The sequence below is a fragment of the Streptomyces coeruleorubidus genome (assembly GCF_008705135.1).
GTDB classification, from domain to species: domain Bacteria; phylum Actinomycetota; class Actinomycetes; order Streptomycetales; family Streptomycetaceae; genus Streptomyces; species Streptomyces coeruleofuscus.
In genome coordinates, this window is the sequence record NZ_CP023694.1 from 6,841,215 (window position 1) to 6,858,959 (window position 17,745).

Below are 17,745 nucleotides of genomic sequence, written 5' to 3' on the forward strand. Positions count from 1 at the left end.
TCAGTGGCGGCCACTACAGTCGCCCCCATGAGCTCGTCGCCCGCAGACCTGGTCCGTGAATTCCACCTCGCCTTCGGCCTGGACGCCCGCAGTACTCCGACGGAGGTGTCCCCGGAGCTCGCCGCCCACCGCGGTGAACTCCTCGCGGAGGAGGCCGCGGAGGTCGCCGAGGTGTCGGTTACGGGCCCGCTCGACCGGCTCGCCCACGAGCTCGCCGACGTCGTCTACGTCGCCTACGGCACCGCCCTCGTCCACGGCATCGACCTCGACGCGGTACTGGCGGAGATCCACCGCTCCAACATGACCAAGATCGGCCCTGACGGCTCCGTCTCCCGCCGCGAGGACGGGAAGGTGCTCAAGGGGGAGCACTATGAGGCACCGGATGTGACTGGGGTGCTGCGGAAGCAGGGGTGGGAGCCGGCCGCGGGCGTCTGAGCCACCCGCCCGGGCCAACGGTGGCTCCCCTGTCCGCTGCTGACGGCCGCCAGGGCCGACGGGCGGCTCCCCTGTTCGGGCCCGGCGCCGACCCTCAGTCGGCCACCGGCGCGTCCGCCTCCTTCGCCCGGGGCGTCGTCTCCGCCGTACCCCGGGGCAACTCGCGGCGTCGCCTCCACCAGGTCGCCACGGGCTCCGTGTAGCGCGCGGTGAGGGGGCCCAGGACGACCAGGATGAGCACGTAGGCCGTGGCCAGGGGGCCGAGAGACGGTTCGATGCCCGCCGAGACGGCCAGACCGGCGATGACGATCGAGAACTCGCCACGGGCCACCAGCGCACCCCCCGCCCGCCAGCGGCCCTTGACGGAGATCCCGGCCCGCCGCGCCGCCCAGTAGCCGGTGGCGATCTTCGTCAGGGCGGTGACGACGGCCAGGCCCAGGGCGGGCAGCAGAACCGGCGGGATGCTGGACGGGTCGGTGTGCAGTCCGAAGAAGACGAAGAAGACCGCCGCGAACAGGTCACGCAGGGGACTGAGGACAGTGTGCGCACCCTCAGCCACCTCTCCCGACAGCGCTATGCCCACAAGGAAGGCGCCCACTGCCGCCGACACCTGGAGCTGCTGCGCCACCCCCGCCACCAGGATCGTCAGTCCCAGCACGACCAGCAGCAGCTTCTCCGGATCGTCGCTGGAGACGAAGCGGGAGATGACCCTGCCGTAGCGCAGGGCCACGAACAGGACGAGGCCGGCCGCGCCCAGCGCGATCGCCAGGGTCAGGCTGCCGGCCAGCAGCCCGGCTCCCGCCACCAAAGCGGTGACGATGGGCAGGTACACCGCCATCGCCAGATCCTCCAGCACGAGCACGCTGAGGATCACCGGCGTCTCCCGGTTGCCGACCCGGCCCAGATCGCCGAGGACCTTCGCGATCACTCCGGACGACGAGATCCAGGTGACACCGGCCAGGACGACGGCGGCCACCGGCCCCCAGCCGAGCAGCAGCGCCACCGCGGCCCCCGGCAGCGCGTTGAGCGCGCAGTCGACGAGACCGGACGGGTAATGCGTCTTGAGGTTGGAGACCAGATCGCTCGCCGTGTACTCGAGGCCCAGCATCAACAGCAGCAGGATGACGCCGATCTCGGCGCCCGTGGCGACGAACTCCTCGCTCGCGCCCAGCGGCAGCAGACCGCCCTCGCCGAAGGCCAGACCGGCCAGGAGGTACAGCGGTATCGGCGACAGCCGGAAGCGGCCGGCGAACCGGCCGAGCAGGCCCAGGCCGAGGATGATGGAACCGAACTCGATCAGCAGGACCGCGGAGTGCACCGGCTCACTCCCGACCGAGTATCGTCGCGGCGGCGTCGACGCCCTCACGGGTGCCGACCACGATCAGCGTGTCACCGCCCGCCAGCCGGAAGTCCGGCGCGGGGGACGGGATGGCCTCGGCCCGGCGCAGCACCGCCACGACCGACGCCCCCGTGTCCGTCCGCATCCGCGTGTCACCCAGGACCCGCCCGTTCCAGTGCGAGGTCGCGGCCACCTCGATCCGCTCGGCGATCAGCCCCAGGTCCGTGGTGTACAGCAGACTCGGGCTGTGGTGGGACGGCTTCAGCGCGTCGATCAGCGAACCCGCCTCCGAGCTGGACAGTCGCAGGGAGTGCGCGCAGGAGTCGGGATCGTCGGCCCGGTACACGTTCACCGTGCGCGTGCCGTCGCGGTGCGCCACCACCGACAGATGACGGTGTTCCCGGGTCTCCAGGTCGTACTGGACCCCGATACCCGGCAGCGGCGTCGCCCTCAGGCGCGGAGCTGACACGTTTCTTCCCCTTGTTCGTTCGGCTCTGGTCGGTCTGGTGAACGGTGTCGATCAACGGACGGGTCAAGTCCGCATGCTGTCATCCAGCCGTACGGTGACGACATGGGTGTCGTGACGGATATACGCAGCGGCCGGTCGCCGGAGAGGGTGGAGGGGGCGGTGCCATACGCGAAGGCCGCCTCAGACGCGAAAGGCGGGTTGTACGCGAAAGCCGGAAGGAGCGGATCCAGGAACGTGTCGTTGTTCTGGCGGATCTTCTCGCTCAACGCGGCCGGCCTGATCGTGGCCACCGCATTGCTGCTCGGCCCGGTCACCGTGTCGACCCCCGTCCTGGCGGGCGAGGCGCTCGTCCTGCTCGGCGGCCTGGCGGTGCTGCTCGCCGGCAACGCGCTCGTGCTGCGCTTCGGCCTCGGGCCCCTGCAACGGCTGGACCGGGCCATGGCCACCGTGGACCTGCTGCGCCCGGGCTCCCGCCCGGTGGTCGCCGGACCCGCGGAGACCGCCGGGCTGATCACGACGTACAACGCGATGCTCGACCGGCTGGAGGCCGAACGGGCCGCGGGCGCCGCCCGGGCGCTGTCCGCGCAGGAGAGTGAACGGCACCGGATCGCCCGGGAGCTCCACGACGAGGTCGGGCAGACCCTGACCGCCGTCCTCCTCCAGCTCAAGCGCGTCGCGGACCGGGCACCCCAGGACCTGCGTGAGGAGGTCGGCCAGGCGCAGGAGGCGACCCGGGCCGGCCTGGACGAGATCCGGCGTATCGCCCGTCGGCTGCGCCCCGGCGTCCTGGAGGAACTCGGCCTGGCCAGCGCCCTGCGCTCGCTCGCCGCCGAGTTCACGACCCACGGGCTGACCGTGCGCCACCACGTCACCGGCGACCTCCCCGCCCTGACCCCGGAATCGGAACTCGTCGTCTACCGAGTGGCCCAGGAAGGCCTGACCAACACCGCCCGGCACGCCGGTGCCGATCGTGCCGAACTCCGCCTCCGGCCGGTCCCCGGCGGTGCCGAACTCCTCGTACGCGACAACGGCACGGGCCTCGGTGACGCCCCGGAGGGTGCCGGCATCACCGGCATGCGGGAGCGCGCCCTCCTGATCGGCGCCTCTCTCACCCTCGAACCGGCCCCCGACCGGGGCACCGACGTACGCCTGCGCGTACCGGTGCCGGAAGGAGCACGCTGATGTCCACACCGGTGACGCCGGGAAGCCCGCCGCCGATCGCCCGGCCCCCGATCCGTGTCCTGCTCGCCGACGACCACACCCTCGTACGCCGGGGAGTGCGCCTCATCCTGGACGGGGAGCCCGATCTGACGGTCGTGGCCGAGGCCGGGGACGGGGCCGAGGCCGTCGCCCGCGCCCGGGACACCGAGGTCGACCTGGCCGTCCTGGACGTCGCCATGCCCCGGATGACCGGCCTCCAGGCGGCCCGCGAACTCTCCCGCCGGCTGCCCGACCTGCACATCCTGATCCTGACGATGTACGACAACGAGGAGTACTTCTTCGAGGCGCTCAGGGCCGGAGCCAGCGGCTACGTCCTCAAGTCCGTCGCCGACCGCGACCTGGTAGAGGCCTGCCGGGCGGCCGTGCGCGACGAGCCGTTCATCTACCCGGGGGCCGAGTGGGCCCTCGTCCGCTCGTACCTGGAGCGGCTGCACCGGGGCGACGGCCTGCCGGAACGGGCCATCACCGAACGCGAGGAGGAGATCCTCAAGCTGGTCGCCGAGGGCCACACCTCCAAGGAGATCGGCGAACTCCTCTTCATCAGCGCCAAGACGGTCGAACGCCACCGCGCCAACCTCCTCCAGAAGCTCGGCATGCGCGACCGTCTGGAGCTGACCAGGTACGCGATCCGCGCCGGTCTCATAGAGGCGTGAGCCCGGGCCCCGGGTTGTCCACAGGCGACCGAGCCACCTCCGGCGACCGCCTACCCTTGTCCCCATGAGCAGCATCGACCGGAGCCAGTCAGTGGGCGGCACGCGCACATATGAGGTACGCACCTACGGGTGCCAGATGAACGTCCACGACTCCGAGCGATTGGCCGGTCTGCTGGAGGACGCGGGCTACGTCCGCGCCCCCGAAGGCGCCGACGCGGCCGACGTCGTCGTCTTCAACACCTGCGCCGTGCGTGAGAACGCCGACAACAAGCTCTACGGCAACCTCGGTCACCTGGCGCCCAAGAAGGCCGCCCGCCCCGGCATGCAGATCGCGGTCGGCGGCTGTCTGGCGCAGAAGGACCGCGACACCATCGTGAAGAAGGCGCCCTGGGTGGACGTCGTCTTCGGCACGCACAACATCGGCAAGCTGCCGGTCCTGCTGGAACGCGCGCGCGTCCAGGAGGAGGCGCAGGTCGAGATCGCCGAGTCGCTGGAGGCGTTCCCCTCGACGCTGCCGACGCGGCGCGAGAGCGCGTACGCGGCCTGGGTCTCCATCTCCGTCGGCTGCAACAACACCTGCACCTTCTGCATCGTCCCGGCCCTGCGCGGCAAGGAGAAGGACCGCCGCCCCGGCGACATCCTCGCCGAGATCGAGACCCTGGTCGCGGAGGGCGTCTCCGAGATCACGCTGCTCGGGCAGAACGTCAACGCGTACGGCTCCGACATAGGCGACCGCGAGGCCTTCAGCAAGCTGCTGCGCGCCTGCGGGAAGATCGAGGGCCTGGAGCGCGTCCGCTTCACCTCCCCGCACCCGCGCGACTTCACCGACGACGTCATCGCTGCCATGGCCGAGACTCCGAACGTGATGCCGCAGCTGCACATGCCGCTCCAGTCCGGCTCGGACACGGTCCTGAAGGCCATGCGCCGCTCCTACCGTCAGGAGCGCTACCTGGGGATCATCGAGAAGGTCCGCGCCGCCATCCCGCACGCGGCGATCAGCACCGACATCATCGTGGGCTTCCCCGGCGAGACCGACGAGGACTTCGAGCAGACGCTGCACGTGGTGCGCGAGGCCCGCTTCGCCCAGGCCTTCACGTTCCAGTACTCCAAGCGCCCGGGCACCCCGGCCGCCGAGATGGACGGCCAGATCCCCAAGAAGGTCGTCCAGGAGCGCTACGAGCGTCTCGTCGCCCTCCAGGAGGAGATCTCCTGGGAGGAGAACAAGAAGCAGGTCGGCCGCACGCTGGAGCTGATGGTCGCCGAGGGCGAGGGCCGCAAGGACGACACCACGCACCGCCTGTCCGGCCGCGCCCCCGACAGCCGCCTCGTCCACTTCACCAAGCCGGACCAGGAGGTCCGCCCCGGCGACGTCGTCACGGTCGAGATCACCTACGCCGCCCCGCACCACCTCCTCGCCGAGGGCCCTGTGCTGGACGTGCGCCGCACGCGCGCGGGCGACGCCTGGGAGAAGCGCACCGCCGAGAAGGAGGGCAAGGCGGCCCAGTCGGCCGGCGTGCTCCTGGGCCTGCCGAAGATCGGTGTCCCCGAGCCGCTCCCGGTGGCGGCGAGCGGTTGCGGCTGCGACTGAACCGAGCAGCTGAACCGAGCAGCTGAGTCGGGCAGCTGAGTCGGGCCGCTGAGCCGAGCTCAGGCCGCGGCCGGGGGCTGAGTGAGGCCGCGGCCTGACCTGACAGCGGCTGGTCACGGCTGCGGTCGACTCCGGCCGTGGCTTGTTCCGAAGGGCTCGCGGGTTACCCTGCCGATCATGCTTGTCGCCGCCGCTGTCTGCCCCTGCCCGCCGCTCCTGGTGCCCGACGTCGCCGCGGGCGCCGCTCCGGAGCTGGACGCCGCGCGGGCCGCCTGCACGGACGCGCTGGGCGTGCTCGCCGCCGCCCGGCCCGGCCGGCTCGTGGTCGTCGGGCCGGTGGAGCGCACCGGACCCGAGACGAATCCCGAGACGTATCCGGAGGGCACGCGGGGCTCGTTCCGGGGCTTCGGCGTCGATCTCGACGTACGGCTGGGACAGGGCGACGAGGGTTCGCCCGCGGAACAGCGGCTGCCGTACTCGCTGGCGGTGGCCGCCTGGTTGCTGGAGCGGACGGGCTGGTCCGACGCCCCCGTCGAGGGACTCGGCGTGGGGGACCGGCTCGCGCCCGAGCGGTGCGCCCGGGTGGGGCGGGACCTCGCCACACGGTCCGAGCGGGTCGCGCTGTTGGTGATGGGTGACGCCAGCGCGTGCCGGACGCTCAAGGCCCCGGGCTATCTGGACGAACGGGCGGCGCCCTTCGACGCGGAGGTCGCACGCGCGCTCGGCACGGCGGACATGGCCGCGCTCACGACGCTGGACACAGGGCTGGCCCGTGAACTGAAGGCCTCCGGCCGGGCCCCCTGGCAGGTCCTGGCGGGCGCGGCCGAGGGCGCGGACCTCGGTGGGTCACTGCTGTACGAGGACGCGCCGTACGGGGTGGGATACATCGTGGCCACCTGGTCCTAGACCCGGCGGCCACGGCGCCAGGGCGACCCCGGCGGCGGGCACGGGAGACGGCGGCGGGTACGGGAAACGGCGGACGGCCGGGAGCCCTCGTGCTCCGCGGCCGTCCGCCGATGTGCCCTTCGGTGTGCCGATGTTGTGTTCAGGACCTGCTGCGCCGATGTGCGCTCAGGAAGTGGGCGGTGGTGCGTCCGGCGGCGGCGTGCCTCCGGCGTCCCGCGGCGGTGCCGTACGGCCCGTGTCCGGCGGCATGCTGCCGCCCGCGCCCGGCGGCGGTGTCGTGCCGCCCGCAGCCGGCGGCGTCGTGCCGCTCGCGGCCGGTCCGCTGTCGCCCTTGCGCGCGAGTCGGTCCATGGCCCCCTTGGCCTTGCCCGTGCCGGATTGGATCCTGCCGCTGTACTTGCCCTTGGTCCTCTTGTCGACGGCGTGCGCGGCCTTGTCGAGACCGTGCTGGATCTTGTCCTCGTGCCGCTGCGCGAGGTCCGAGACCTTGCCCTTGGCCGGGCCCAGCTTGGCTTTCACATTGTCCAGGAGACCCATGGTTCACCTTCCCTCGCGCGGGGCGGTCACGTGTGGGCGCCCTCGCCGGCCTCGTTGTCGGCCGCCTTGTCGGTGGACTGCTGCTTCGGGATGTCGACGCCCTCGGTCTCGGTGACCTCGGCCGCCTCGGTCGCCGACTCGGCCGCTTCCGCTGCCCCCTCAGCCCCCTTCGCCGCCTCTGCCCCTGCCCCTGCCGCTTCCTCCGCCTCGGTCCCGGCCGTCGCCTTGTCGGTCTGAGCCTCGGCAGGCTTCTCCTCCGTCGCCTTGGACCGCCGGAGAAGTCGTGCAAAAACGCCCATATCCACTCCATACGTTACTCGTGCGGGCGAAATCCCGCGTCGCCCGGTGCGTCCGTTTGCGCGACCCGGGCCACCGCCTCTGCGATCCGGCGGCAGGAACCTCGCAACGGGCAACGACCCCGCGGCCGTGGCGTCACGTAACTCGTTCGAGAGCAGGGTTCGAGGTTTGCGAGACTGGGTCGGTGAGCAGTGCACCCCCCGCCCCCCGCGTCATCGCCGTCGTCGGACCAACTGCGGCCGGAAAGTCCGATCTGGGCGTCTTCCTGGCCCAGCGTCTCGGCGGTGAGGTCGTCAACGCCGACTCCATGCAGCTCTACCGAGGGATGGACATCGGCACCGCCAAGCTGACGCCCGAGGAGCGCGGCGGCGTCCCCCATCACCTCCTGGACATCTGGGACGTGACCGTCACGGCGTCCGTCGCCGAGTACCAGCGCCTGGCCCGTGAGCGGATCGAGGCCCTGCTCGCCGAGGGCCGCTGGCCGATCCTGGTCGGCGGCTCCGGACTGTATGTGCGCGGGGCCGTCGACAACCTGGAGTTCCCCGGTACCGACCCCGAGGTCCGCGCCCGCCTGGAGGAGGAGCTGACGCTGCGCGGCTCCGGCGCGCTGCACGCCCGCCTGGCCGCCGCCGACCCCCAGGCCGCGCGGGCGATCCTGCCGAGCAACGGCCGCCGGGTCGTCCGGGCCCTGGAGGTGATCGAGATCACCGGCAGGCCCTTCACCGCCAACCTCCCCGGCCACGACTCCGTGTACGACACGATCCAGATCGGTGTCGACGTGGCCCGGCCCGAACTGGACGAGCGCATCGCGCGCCGGGTCGACCGGATGTGGGACGCCGGCCTCGTGGACGAGGTGCGCGCGCTGGAGGCGCGGGGGTTGCGCGAGGGGCGTACCGCCTCGCGCGCGCTCGGCTACCAGCAGGTGCTCGCGGCGCTCGCCGGGGAGTGCACCCTGGAGGACGCGCGGGCTGAGACCGTACGTGCCACCAAGCGCTTCGCGCGCCGTCAGGATTCATGGTTCAGGCGCGATCCCCGGGTGCACTGGTTGAGTGGGGCTGCGGCCGATCTCTCAGAACTTCCGCAGCTCGCGCTGTCTTTGGTCGAACGACCGGTTACAGCCTGATCACGTCATGGCATCGGGACGCCCAGGCCGTCATCCGGGCCTGCGGCGGCGTGCCATCATCGAGCTTCGATCGACCGAGTTGAGTCCTAGTTGGGAGGGCGCGTGGCGATGGAGGCCGGCCCTCGCGACACCGCACAAGGCACCGATCACATCACCGCCGACCGGGATGTGCCGGAGCGCCGGGACGACCCGGAGCTCGGGGACGGACCGGACCAGGAGTCGGACCGTCTCAGCGCCGACGGGCCCGACGAGACACAGGGTGTGACGGACGACGGCCCCGAGCCCGAGGAGATGTTCGCGGGCGAGGTCGAGGTCGAGCTGCGCCCGCAGCGCCGGCTGCGCATCTGGCAGCTCGCGCCCATCGTGAGCCTGGCCGCGCTCGGCTCCCTGATGTTCGCGTTCCCGCTCGCCTTCGACTTCGGCGACAGCGGAGCCGTGATCGCCATGCTCGGGCTGCTGATCTGCTCGTGCGCGGCCGGCTGGGGCATGATGGCCGCCCGCCGCGTGGGCCACACCTGGCCGGGCCTGCCGGCCAAGGGCACGGGTCGCAAACCCGACTGGCGGGTCGTCCTCGCGTACGCGGTGATGGTGGCCGCGGTGGTCGTACTGGCGGTCTGGCGGGTAGCGCGCCTCCGCTGAAGCGCGCCCCATAAGGGGCGCGGGGCTGTGTCGATATGCGGCTCCGCCGCGTGGGCGCGACAGGCCACGATGCACCCGCACGAAATCACGGCCCGATCCCCTGGCACCCTCCTTCGGCTCGACCCGCGGAGCGCCCCGTACGATCGAGGAATGAGCACGCGGATCCCCTTCCTCAAGGGCCACGGCACCGAGAACGACTTCGTGATCGTCCCGGACCCCGAGAACGCCGTCGACCTGCCCCCGGCCGCGGTCGCAGCCCTCTGCGACCGCCGCGCCGGTATCGGTGGTGACGGACTGCTGCACGTGGTGCGATCCGCGGCGCATCCCGAGGCGAAGGGCATGGCGGCCGAGGCGGAGTGGTTCATGGACTACCGCAACGGCGACGGCTCGATCGCGGAGATGTGCGGCAACGGCGTGCGGGTGTTCGCGCGCTACCTCCAGCGCGCCGGACACGTCAGCGAAGGGGACCTCGCGGTCGCCACGCGCGGGGGCGTGAAGACCGTGCACATCGCCAAGGACGGCGACGTCACCGTGGGCATGGGCAAGGCGGTGCTGCCCGAGGGCGACGTCACGGTCAGCGTCGGTGAGCGCAGCTGGCCCGCGCGGAACGTCAACATGGGCAACCCGCACGCGGTCGCCTTCGTGGACGACCTGTCCCACGCCGGTGACCTGCTCTCCCCGCCGCCCTTCAGCCCGGCCGCCGCCTACCCGGACGGTGTGAACGTCGAGTTCGTGGTCGACCGCGGCCCCGGGCACGTAGCGCTGCGCGTGCACGAGCGCGGCGCCGGCGAGACGCGCTCGTGCGGCACGGGCGCGTGCGCGGTCGCCGTGGCCACCGCCCGGCGCGACGGCGCCGACCCGACGGCCACCGGTACCCCGGCGACGTACACCGTGGACGTACCCGGCGGCACCCTGGTGATCACCGAGCGGCCCGACGGCGAGATCGAGATGACGGGCCCTGCGGTGATCGTGGCCGAGGGCGAGATCGACGCGGACTGGCTGGACACCGCCACGCGCGCGTGAGCAGGAGCCGACCGTCCTGAAAGTGCCGCGCGCTGTCCCCTCGACCCGAAACCGCCGTACGGATCCGGCCACTTGGCGGGAACAGAACCATCAGGGTCACGATGTACAGGGGCACAAACCTCACATTCATCCCTCGAATGGGTGATCAGTTTCACGCTCGGCGAGAGGCGGTCAGCCGGGCATGGTGGGCTCGGTAGCATCAAGCACCGGCCCGGACGGGGGACGAAGCCGCCCCCTGAGCCGTGTCCGCCCTGGGGCACCCCGTCCGCCGGTCCACGCAGCCGGAGGTGCCCATGAGTGCGGAGGCCACGAATTCCGTGACCCCAGGCCCGATGCCGGGCGCGGTGTCAGGACCGGTGACGCCGACAGCCCCCCGCAGAAAGGCCCGCCCCCGGATCGATCTGCGCCGCCTCGGCCGCGCGGCCCTGCTCGGCCCCGCCGCCCGCGACCGGCTGCCCGACGCCATCAGCCACGTCGTCGACGCGCACCGCGCCCACCACCCCGACGCGGACCTCGATCCCCTGCGGCGCGCCTACGTCCTGGCCGAGTCCTCGCACCGCGGCCAGATGCGCAAGAGCGGCGAGCCGTACATCACGCACCCGCTGGCCGTGACCCTGATTCTCGCCGAACTCGGCGCCGAGACCACGACGTTGACCGCCTCCCTGCTCCACGACACCGTCGAGGACACGGATGTGACGCTCGACCAGGTGGGCGAGCAGTTCGGCGAGGAGGTCCGCTACCTCGTCGACGGCGTCACCAAACTGGAGAAGGTCGACTACGGCGCCGCCGCCGAGCCCGAGACCTTCCGCAAGATGCTCGTCGCCACCGGCAACGACGTCCGCGTCATGTCGATCAAACTCGCCGACCGGCTGCACAACATGCGCACCCTCGGCGTCATGCGCCCCGAGAAACAGGAGCGCATCGCCAAGGTGACACGTGACGTGCTGATCCCGCTCGCCGAACGGCTCGGCGTCCAGGCGCTCAAGACCGAACTGGAAGACCTCGTCTTCGCGATCCTGCGCCCTGAGGAGTACGAACACACAAGGGAGTTGATCGTCCGCAACGCCGCCCGCGCGGACGACCCGCTCGCCGAGGTCGCCGACGAGGTGCGCACCGTGCTGCGCGAGGCGGACATCCCGGCCGAAGTCCTCATCCGGCCCCGTCACTTCGTCTCCGTGCACCGGGTCTCCCGCAAACGCGGCCGGCTCCGCGGCTCCGACTTCGGCCGGCTGCTGGTGCTGGTGAACGAGGACGCCGACTGCTACGGCGTCCTGGGCGAACTCCACACCTGCATGACGCCGGTGGTCTCGGAGTTCAAGGACTTCATCGCCGTACCGAAGTTCAACCTGTACCAGTCGTTGCACACGGCCGTCGCCCTCCCCCAGGCTCGAACCGACTCGCCCGGGGGCACCCCCATGGACGGCCAGGTCGTCGAAGTCCTCATCCGCACGCACCAGATGCACAAGGTCGCCGAGGCCGGAGTCGTCGCGCTCGGCAACCCGTACGCACCGGCCCCCGACGACCCGGCCGACGGCGAGCGCGTCGACCCCACCCGCCCCGGCTGGCTCTCCCGGCTCCTCGACTGGCAGGAGGCGGCACCCGACCCGGACCACTTCTGGTCGACCCTGCGCGAGGACCTCGCCCAGGACCGCGAGATCACGGTCTTCCGGCCCGACGGCGGCACGATCGGCCTGCCCGAGGGGGCGACCTGTGTGGACGCCGCGTATGCGCAGTACGGCGAGGACGCGCACGCGTGCATCGGCGCCCGCGTCAACGGCCGTCTGGCGACGCTGAGCACGGTCCTGAAGGACGGTGACACGGTCCAGCTCCTCATGGGCCAGGACCCGGCGTCCGAGCCCTCCCGGGAGTGGCTGGAGCACGCGCACACGCCCGCGGCCCGGATCGCCATCCAGCGCTGGCTGGCCGCCCATCCGGCACAGGCCGAGGCCCAGCGGACCGACGTCCAGGAGGACCGGCGGGCCGAGGACACGGGGGCCCGCCGGCCGGCGGCCGCCGAGGCAGCCGACCCGGACGGACCGGCTCCCGAGCAGGCGCCCGCCCGTCCCGCTGACGGCAACGTCCTCACAGACCGGCCCGGCGCGACCGTCCGCCTCGCCGGCTGCTGCACACCCGTACGGCCCGACGAGATCACCGGCTTCGCCGTACGCGGGGGAGCCGTCACCGTGCACCGCGCCGAGTGCGCCGCGGTGGCCCGTATGAAGGACGGAGGGCGTACGGAGGTCGGCGTGCGCTGGGGCGATGCCACCGAGTGCCGGGTCACGCTGGTCGCCGAATCGTTCGTGCGTCCCCATCTGCTCGCGGACCTCACGGAGGCCATGGCCCTCGAAGGCGCCGAGATCGTCTCCGCGACCGTCGAACCCCCGACGCAGCAGCAGGTCCGTCACACGTACACCGTGCAGCTCCCGGACGCGGCCCACCTGCCCGCTCTCATGCGCGCGATGCGCAACGTCGCCGGGGTCTACGACGTCACCCGGGCCCAGCCGCAGACGCAGGGCGGCTGAGCCCGCCCGGGCGCCGGCCACCGGATACGGCTCGGCTGAACTCGGACAGGCGCCGGCCACCGGATACGGCTCGGCTGAACCCGCACAGGCGTCGCCCACCGGATACGGCTCGGTTGAGCCAGCCCGGGCGTCGGCCATCTGACGCGGGGCGGCACCCGGCGCAGGCCCCGGTCCCCGATTCGGGTGTGCCGGACGCGCGTCGTCCCCGTCACGCACGCGCGCGCTGATAGCCGTGAGGCATGCGCCTCACCCCCCACCGCACCCGCCCCCGTACCCGCCCCTGTCGTCGGCGCACGTCCGCGGTGCTGCTCGCCTCGGCCGTCTCCGTCTGCCTCGTCGCCGCGAGTGCCCCCGTCGTCCCGCTCGGCGTCGGCGACCGCCTCTTCCCGTACCTCGGCAACCCCGGCTACGACGTCGCGTCGTACGACCTCTCCTTCACCTATCCCGGCAGCAACAGCGAGCCGCTGCGGGCCGTGACCACCATCGACGCCTGGACCACCGCCGACCTGGAGCGGATCAACTTGGACTTCGCCCACGGCACGGTCCACTCGGTCGAGGTCGACGGCGAGCCCGCACTCTTCAGCACCGCCGGCGAGGATCTGGTGATCACGCCCGAGGACTCCGTGTCGGACGGCAACTGGATGCGGATCACCGTGCGGCACACCAGCGACCCCGTCCCCGCCAGGGGGCGCGAGGGCGGCTGGGTGCGCACCGCGGACGGCCTCGCCATGGCCAACCAGGCCGACGCCGCGCACCTGGTGTTCCCGTGCAACGACCACCCCTCCGACAAGGCGATGTTCACCTTCCGGGTCACCGCCCCCGACGGTCACACGGTCGTGGCGAACGGCCTGTCCGCCGGGGTGGACAAGTCCCGCGGGGCGACCACGTGGACGTACCGCACCCAGCACCCCATGGCCACCGAACTCGCCCAGGTGTCCATCGGCCGCTCCACGGTGCTGCACCGTACCGGCCCGCACGGACTGCCGGTACGGGACGTCGTCCCGACCAGGTACCGCAAGGCGCTCGAACCCTGGCTGGAGAAGACCCCGGAGCAGATCGCCTGGATGGAGGGCAAGGTCGGCCGCTACCCCTTCGAGACGTACGGCCTGCTCATGGCCGACGCCTCGACCGGCTTCCAACTGGAGACCCAGACGCTCTCCCTCTTCGAGCGGGAGCTGTTCACCGAGCCCGTCCACCCCGCGTGGTACGTCGAGTCGATCATGATCCACGAGCTGGCCCACCAGTGGTTCGGCGACAGCGTCGGCCCTCGCACCTGGTCCGACCTGTGGCTCAACGAGGGACACGCCACCTGGTACGAGGCGCTGTACGCCGAGGAGCAGGCCGGCAAGCCCATGCGGGACCGCATGAAGGCCGCGTACGGTGCCTCCGACGGCTGGCGCGTGGCCGGCGGCCCACCCGCCGCCCCCAAGGCCCCCGAGCCCGGCCGCAAGATCGGCATCTTCCGGCCGAACGTCTACGACGGCGCCGCGCTCGTCCTGTACGCCCTGCGTCAGGAGATCGGCCGCGCGGCCTTCGAACGCCTGGAGCGCGCCTGGGCCGGCCGGTACAAGGACCGCACCGCCACGACGGAGGACTTCGTCCGGCTCGCCGCCGAGATCTCCGGGCGCGATCTGGACGGCTTCTTCCAGGGCTGGCTGTACGCGGAGAAGACCCCGCCGATGCCGGGGCACCCGGACTGGAAACCGGCCGCGCCGGCGAAACCGGCTGAGCCCGGGAAGGCGGCCGCATCCGCTGGGGCGGCCGCTCGATAACACGGTGACGAGACGCCCCGTGCCGTGCGACTATCTTCAGGTCGGCGCGGCACGGAGCGCCGGGAATCTCCCGGAACGCTCGCGCGTTATGCCGGTGACGGAAAGCTCGCAGCGCTCCGTCGCCGCAAACGGTTTACCAGCTACGTAAGGATCCAATGACCTCCTCTTCTTCCCCTTCCCAGGACACCAAGCGCTTCGCGCACAGCCACCCCGAGGGTCTTCGGGCCGATGCCCTGATGGAAGAGGACGTCGCCTGGAGCCACGAGATCGACGGAGAGTGGGACGGCGATCAGCTCGACCGCTCCGAGCGCGCGGCTCTGCGCCGTGTGGCGGGCCTCTCCACCGAGCTCGAGGACGTCACCGAGGTCGAGTACCGCCAGCTCCGCCTGGAGCGGGTCGTGCTCGTCGGCGTCTGGACCTCGGGAACCGCGCAGGACGCGGACAACTCCCTCGCGGAGCTCGCCGCCCTCGCGGAAACGGCCGGCGCGCTGGTGCTCGACGGTGTGATCCAGCGCCGCGACAAGCCCGACGCGGCCACCTACATCGGCTCCGGCAAGGCCGAGGAGCTGCGCGACATCGTCCTCGAATCGGGCGCGGACACCGTCATCTGCGACGGTGAGCTCAGCCCGGGCCAGCTGATCCACCTCGAGGACGTCGTCAAGGTCAAGGTCATCGACCGGACCGCCCTGATCCTGGACATCTTCGCCCAGCATGCCAAGTCCCGAGAGGGCAAGGCGCAGGTCGCGCTCGCGCAGATGCAGTACATGCTGCCGAGGCTGCGCGGCTGGGGTCAGTCGCTGTCCCGGCAGATGGGCGGCGGCAAGGGCGGCGGCCTCGCCACCCGTGGTCCGGGTGAGACCAAGATCGAGACGGACCGGCGGCGGATCCGCGAGAAGATGGCGAAGATGCGCCGGGAGATCGCGGACATGAAGACCGGCCGCGAGATCAAGCGCCAGGAGCGCAAGCGCCACAAGGTGCCCTCGGTCGCCATCGCGGGCTACACCAACGCCGGCAAGTCCTCGCTGCTCAACCGCCTCACGGGCGCGGGCGTGCTGGTCGAGAACGCCCTGTTCGCGACCCTCGACCCGACCGTGCGCCGGGCCAAGACCCCGAGCGGCCGGCTGTACACGCTGGCCGACACGGTCGGGTTTGTCCGCCATCTGCCCCACCACCTGGTCGAGGCGTTCCGCTCCACGATGGAGGAGGTCGGCGAGTCCGACCTGATCCTGCACGTGGTGGACGGTTCGCACCCGAACCCGGAGGAGCAGCTGGCCGCCGTGCGCGAGGTGATCAGGGACGTCGGCGCCACCGGCGTACCCGAGATCGTCGTGATCAACAAGGCCGACGCGGCCGACCCGCTGACGCTCCAGCGGCTGCTGCGTGTCGAGAAGCGGTCCATGGCCGTCTCGGCCCGCACCGGCCAGGGCATCGACGAGCTGCTCGCGCTCATCGACAACGAGCTGCCGCGCCCGTCGGTCGAGATCGAAGCGCTCCTGCCGTACACGCAGGGCAAGCTGGTCGCCCGTGCCCACGACGAGGGCGAGGTCCTCTCCGAGGAGCACACCCCGGAGGGCACCCTGCTCAAGGCGCGGGTGCACGAGGAACTGGCGGCGGAGCTCGCGCCGTACGTCCCGGCGCCGGCGCTCTGACGGCTTCGTCGCGAGCGGGGTCGCGAGCGAGTCCTCGGCGTGAGCGGCTCTTCGATCTGAGGGCGTCTACGGCCTGAGCGCGTTACGGCCTGAGCACGAGAAGGCCCGCTCCCTGTCCGCAGGGAGCGGGCCTTCAGCTTGTTCCGGTCACCGACCGCCGTACGTCTTGCTCATGTTCTGGTAGAGCGCCTCGGCATCGCGGCCCAGCTGCGGGCCGGCCAGCCAGCTGTTGTCGGCCGGGCCGATCGAGGTGTTGGACACGAGGACGGACTTGCCGTTCACCACCCGGAACCAGCCGCCGCCGGACGAACCGCCGGTCATGGTGCAGCCGATGCGGTACATCGTCGGCAGGCTCGGGCTGAGCGAGAACCGGCCCGGGACGTCGACGCACTTGAACATCTTCAGACCGTTGTAGGGCGGCGCCGCCGGGTAACCCCAGGCGCCCATCTTGGCGGCCCCGGCCGCGGACGGCGCCGAGAAGTCCACGTCCAGCGCGGCGCCCACCGTCTCCTCCAGGGACTTGGCACCCTGCTCGGGCTTCACGTGCAGCACGGCATAGTCGTACGCGGCACCGTCACCGCCGGTCTCCGAGCCGCCCCGGATCCACTGGTTCGAGGTCGAGGCCCAGTCCGCCCACCAGTTGCCGTACGGCGCGACCTCCGTCGGGTTCGCGTTGCTCAGCTCCGCCTCGGACTTGCCGAGGTCGTTGTAGGCCGGGACGAACACGAGATTGCGGTACCAGCCGCCGTCGCCGCCGGCGTGCACGCAGTGGCCGGCCGTCCACACCAGGTTGGACTTGCCCGGGTGGTTGACGTCCTTGATCACCGTGCCGGAGCAGACGGCCGGGCCGTCGGGGGAGTCGAAGAAGACCTTGCCGACCGGGGCGGCGTTCCGGTGGTACGGCGTCTTCTCGGCCTGCGCCTGGACGGGCGCCGGGTCAGGATCGCTGACGCCCCGGCCGGCCGACGCGTCCTTCGTCGTGACCGTCTTGTCGGCCTCCTTCGCGGACTGCATCCGCTCCGGCTTCCAGAGGCCCTCGATCACCGGGTTGACGAAGTCCTTGGCCTCACTGAGCCACTTGTCCTTGTCCCAGTCCTTCCAGCCGCCGTCCTTCCACCGGTCGACGTCGATCCCGTGCTCCTCGAGCTTGCCGGCGAGGTCGGCCGGGATCTTGACCTTGCCACCGCCGTCCGCGGCTTGCGAGGTGGTGACGTCGGGCTTGTCGTTCGCCGAGTCCGCCGAACCTTCACAGGCGGTCGCGGTGAGCGCCAGGGCGGCGACGAGCCCGGTGGCGGCGAGAAGGGAGCGCCGCCCGCGCCTCGGTGCCGCGGGCGTACGTGTGGAACGCATGGTGCGATGACCCCCGTTGGTGCATAACCGTGTGCTGTGCTGCTGCGTGTGCATGTCAGACCTGGCGCCGGAGCCCCCGGCGCGACACCCCACTATGCCCGTGGAGTTGAGGGCGTACCGGGGTGGGGCGGTGAAGGTTTCCGTGAGTCCACGGGCCATTGCGCCAGGTGCGCGCGGGCACGGGCACGGGCACGGCGCACCGCCCCACCGCTGAAGGTGTTC

16 protein-coding genes are annotated in these 17,745 nt (G+C 71.7%); 11 read left to right on the forward strand and 5 right to left on the reverse strand.

Features of this window, described 5'->3' with window-relative positions:
• Positions 1-27 precede the first annotated feature (27 nt).
• A complete protein-coding gene (locus CP976_RS31715; RefSeq protein WP_150483378.1) occupies positions 28-435 on the forward strand; it encodes a pyrophosphohydrolase domain-containing protein in 408 nt (135 codons plus the stop codon).
• A gap of 94 nt (positions 436-529) precedes the next feature.
• On the opposite strand, the gene CP976_RS31720 is transcribed toward CP976_RS31715, so the two are convergent.
• Positions 530-1,753 (reverse strand): cation:proton antiporter, encoded by a 1,224-nt coding sequence (locus CP976_RS31720; RefSeq protein WP_150483379.1) that lies wholly within the window; start codon positions 1,751-1,753, stop codon positions 530-532.
• 4 nt (positions 1,754-1,757) lie between these two features.
• Positions 1,758-2,243 carry a cation:proton antiporter regulatory subunit gene (locus CP976_RS31725; RefSeq protein ID WP_150483380.1) on the reverse strand — a complete coding sequence of 162 codons (486 nt, stop codon included), beginning with the start codon at positions 2,241-2,243 and terminating at the stop codon, positions 1,758-1,760.
• A 234-nt stretch (positions 2,244-2,477) separates the two neighbouring features.
• On the opposite strand from CP976_RS31725, the gene CP976_RS31730 reads away from it, so the two are divergent.
• The 4 genes from CP976_RS31730 to CP976_RS31745 all read left to right on the forward strand — a co-directional run bounded on the left by CP976_RS31730 (position 2,478) and on the right by CP976_RS31745 (position 6,611).
• Positions 2,478-3,425 carry a sensor histidine kinase gene (locus CP976_RS31730; RefSeq protein ID WP_150483381.1) on the forward strand — a complete coding sequence of 316 codons (948 nt, stop codon included), beginning with the start codon at positions 2,478-2,480 and terminating at the stop codon, positions 3,423-3,425.
• Positions 3,425-4,117 (forward strand): response regulator, encoded by a 693-nt coding sequence (locus CP976_RS31735; RefSeq protein WP_150483382.1) that lies wholly within the window; start codon positions 3,425-3,427, stop codon positions 4,115-4,117. The genes CP976_RS31730 and CP976_RS31735 overlap by 1 nt, the downstream gene beginning before the upstream one ends.
• Before the next feature lie 64 nt (positions 4,118-4,181).
• Positions 4,182-5,705, forward strand: coding sequence for a tRNA (N6-isopentenyl adenosine(37)-C2)-methylthiotransferase MiaB (miaB, locus tag CP976_RS31740; protein WP_150483383.1), 1,524 nt, complete (start codon positions 4,182-4,184; stop codon positions 5,703-5,705).
• Positions 5,706-5,882: 177 nt separating this feature from the next.
• On the forward strand, positions 5,883-6,611 hold the full coding sequence (locus CP976_RS31745) for a class III extradiol dioxygenase subunit B-like domain-containing protein (RefSeq protein ID WP_150483384.1): 729 nt from the start codon (positions 5,883-5,885) through the stop codon (positions 6,609-6,611).
• A gap of 165 nt (positions 6,612-6,776) precedes the next feature.
• Here the strand turns inward: CP976_RS31745 and CP976_RS31750 are convergent, their stop codons facing one another.
• Both CP976_RS31750 and CP976_RS31755 read right to left on the reverse strand, forming a co-directional pair.
• Positions 6,777-7,148 carry an antitoxin gene (locus CP976_RS31750; protein WP_150483385.1) on the reverse strand — a complete coding sequence of 124 codons (372 nt, stop codon included), beginning with the start codon at positions 7,146-7,148 and terminating at the stop codon, positions 6,777-6,779.
• 26 nt (positions 7,149-7,174) lie between these two features.
• Positions 7,175-7,447, reverse strand: coding sequence for a hypothetical protein (locus tag CP976_RS31755; RefSeq protein ID WP_150483386.1), 273 nt, complete (start codon positions 7,445-7,447; stop codon positions 7,175-7,177).
• A 182-nt stretch (positions 7,448-7,629) separates the two neighbouring features.
• On the opposite strand from CP976_RS31755, the gene miaA reads away from it, so the two are divergent.
• From miaA to hflX, 6 genes are all read left to right on the forward strand, one after another.
• Entirely contained in the window at positions 7,630-8,568 is a 939-nt protein-coding gene (gene miaA, locus CP976_RS31760; RefSeq protein ID WP_150483387.1) for a tRNA (adenosine(37)-N6)-dimethylallyltransferase MiaA, read from the forward strand.
• Positions 8,569-8,676: 108 nt separating this feature from the next.
• Positions 8,677-9,207: a hypothetical protein gene (locus tag CP976_RS31765; protein ID WP_150485583.1), complete on the forward strand. Its 531-nt coding sequence runs from the start codon at positions 8,677-8,679 to the stop codon at positions 9,205-9,207.
• A 150-nt stretch (positions 9,208-9,357) separates the two neighbouring features.
• Entirely contained in the window at positions 9,358-10,230 is an 873-nt protein-coding gene (gene dapF, locus CP976_RS31770; protein ID WP_150483388.1) for a diaminopimelate epimerase, read from the forward strand.
• Between the two features lie 293 nt (positions 10,231-10,523).
• Complete coding sequence (locus CP976_RS31775) at positions 10,524-12,752, forward strand: RelA/SpoT family protein (protein WP_150483389.1); 2,229 nt, start codon at positions 10,524-10,526, stop codon at positions 12,750-12,752.
• A gap of 239 nt (positions 12,753-12,991) precedes the next feature.
• Positions 12,992-14,524: a M1 family metallopeptidase gene (locus CP976_RS31780; RefSeq protein ID WP_150483390.1), complete on the forward strand. Its 1,533-nt coding sequence runs from the start codon at positions 12,992-12,994 to the stop codon at positions 14,522-14,524.
• A 155-nt stretch (positions 14,525-14,679) separates the two neighbouring features.
• Positions 14,680-16,173 (forward strand): GTPase HflX, encoded by a 1,494-nt coding sequence (hflX, locus tag CP976_RS31785; protein ID WP_150483391.1) that lies wholly within the window; start codon positions 14,680-14,682, stop codon positions 16,171-16,173.
• A 147-nt stretch (positions 16,174-16,320) separates the two neighbouring features.
• Here hflX and CP976_RS31790 read toward each other — a convergent pair whose 3' ends face one another.
• Positions 16,321-17,523 (reverse strand): trypsin-like serine peptidase, encoded by a 1,203-nt coding sequence (locus CP976_RS31790; RefSeq protein WP_150483392.1) that lies wholly within the window; start codon positions 17,521-17,523, stop codon positions 16,321-16,323.
• Positions 17,524-17,745 lie beyond the last annotated feature (222 nt).

Bases quoted from the DNA above. Each gene is read 5' to 3' on its own strand.
- hflX (WP_150483391.1), top strand. From the start codon at position 14,680: ATGACCTCCTCTTCTTCCCCTTCCCAGGACACCAAGCGCTTCGCGCAC.
- CP976_RS31745 (WP_150483384.1), top strand. From the start codon at position 5,883: ATGCTTGTCGCCGCCGCTGTCTGCCCCTGCCCGCCGCTCCTGGTGCCC.
- CP976_RS31765 (WP_150485583.1), top strand. From the start codon at position 8,677: ATGGAGGCCGGCCCTCGCGACACCGCACAAGGCACCGATCACATCACC.
- miaB (WP_150483383.1), top strand. From the start codon at position 4,182: ATGAGCAGCATCGACCGGAGCCAGTCAGTGGGCGGCACGCGCACATAT.
- CP976_RS31775 (WP_150483389.1), top strand. From the start codon at position 10,524: ATGAGTGCGGAGGCCACGAATTCCGTGACCCCAGGCCCGATGCCGGGC.
- CP976_RS31715 (WP_150483378.1), top strand. From the start codon at position 28: ATGAGCTCGTCGCCCGCAGACCTGGTCCGTGAATTCCACCTCGCCTTC.
- CP976_RS31755 (WP_150483386.1), bottom strand. From the start codon at position 7,447: ATGGGCGTTTTTGCACGACTTCTCCGGCGGTCCAAGGCGACGGAGGAG.
- CP976_RS31790 (WP_150483392.1), bottom strand. From the start codon at position 17,523: ATGCGTTCCACACGTACGCCCGCGGCACCGAGGCGCGGGCGGCGCTCC.
- CP976_RS31735 (WP_150483382.1), top strand. From the start codon at position 3,425: ATGTCCACACCGGTGACGCCGGGAAGCCCGCCGCCGATCGCCCGGCCC.
- CP976_RS31780 (WP_150483390.1), top strand. From the start codon at position 12,992: ATGCGCCTCACCCCCCACCGCACCCGCCCCCGTACCCGCCCCTGTCGT.
- dapF (WP_150483388.1), top strand. From the start codon at position 9,358: ATGAGCACGCGGATCCCCTTCCTCAAGGGCCACGGCACCGAGAACGAC.
- CP976_RS31750 (WP_150483385.1), bottom strand. From the start codon at position 7,148: ATGGGTCTCCTGGACAATGTGAAAGCCAAGCTGGGCCCGGCCAAGGGC.